The organism is Marinimicrobium sp. UBA4509 (genome assembly GCF_002388575.1).
GTDB classification, from domain to species: Bacteria; Pseudomonadota; Gammaproteobacteria; order Pseudomonadales; family Cellvibrionaceae; genus Marinimicrobium; species Marinimicrobium koreense.
Map to the genome: position 1 here is coordinate 14,651 of NZ_DGMV01000034.1, position 1,199 is coordinate 15,849.

At 54.5% G+C, this 1,199-nt stretch carries 2 protein-coding genes; one reads left to right on the plus strand and one right to left on the minus strand.

What is annotated here, in order from left to right; translation table 11 throughout:
• Window positions 1-498: Hsp20 family protein (locus B3520_RS04855; RefSeq protein WP_286875525.1), on the plus strand; the 498-nt coding region annotated here is incomplete at its 5' end.
• An 84-nt stretch (window positions 499-582) separates the two neighbouring features.
• Here B3520_RS04855 and B3520_RS04860 read toward each other — a convergent pair.
• Window positions 583-1,199, minus strand: a 617-nt coding sequence (locus B3520_RS04860; protein WP_286875527.1) for a GlxA family transcriptional regulator, incomplete at its 5' end; no start/stop codon positions are given.

Below are 1,199 nucleotides of genomic sequence, written 5' to 3' on the forward strand. Positions count from 1 at the left end.
CTATCTCCCCTGTACCGTTCTGCCATCGGCTTTGATCGTATGGCCAGTCTGCTGGATACACTGAGCCGCAGCGAGCAGAACCAACCCAGCTATCCTCCATACAACATCGAGTTGACCGGTGAGGACCAGTACCGAATTACCATGGCCGTCGCCGGGTTTGACCGCTCGGAATTGAACATCGAGGTCAATCAGAACAATCTGACGATTTCGGCCAATAAAGAGCCCGAACAGGAAGAGCGGCAGTACCTGCATCAGGGCATCGCCGCGCGTAATTTTGAGCGCCGGTTCCAACTGGCCGATCACGTGGAAGTCAAAGCCGCGACCTTCGAAAATGGTCTGCTGCACATCGATCTGAAGCGGGAGATTCCCGAGGCGATGAAGCCGCGTACCATTGAGATTGATGATGGGCAAAGCCCGTCATTGAAAGACGGTCGAGACGTCAAGTCTGTGACCCACGAAGCGGAATCGAAAAACCGCGACGATTCCAAAGCCGCCTAAACGGCATTCTGTTCTCAGAAAAAACCGGCGAGTGATCTCGCCGGTTTTTTTATGGGTTTGAACTTGACGATTTTTCGGATGGGTTCACTCCGCGCTGAACAGTTTTGCTCGGACGGTAGCCCGGTATTCACGCGGGGTGATCGCCAACTGTTTTTTGAACAGGGTGGTGAAATAACCCGTATCCTGATAGCCCACCTTATCGGCAATTTCAGCGATGGTCAGGTTGCTGGTTTTCAGTAAGTCCCGGGCATTGTTGATGCGAATTTCCTGTAGGTAATCCAGGGGCGTCTGCCCGGTAGCGGCCTTGAATCGACGGTTCAGGGTTCGCGTGCTGAGCCCAAAGCGCTCTGCCACCTGAGAGAGCACCACTTCCCGTGGGTAATTATCCTGCAGCCAGAGCTGGACCTGAATGATGTCTTCATCCGGGTGGCGACTGTGCGCTTCCTCAAAGTAACCGCTGCTTTCGTAGGAGCGGCGGATTTCGTGAGAGAAATGACGTTCGACGTGGCTGGCAATGCGCTTGTTATACAGGCGCTGAATAAAGTGGACCGTCAGATCCGCCAGCGAGTTCACACTGGCGGCACAGTAGAGATTGCCCGCTTGGGTGATGAAGTACTGCCGCTTGAGGTCGACCTCAGGATAGTCGCGTTGGAATTGGTCGAAGTAGTGCCAGTGAGTCGTGGCGGGTTTGCCGTTGAGCA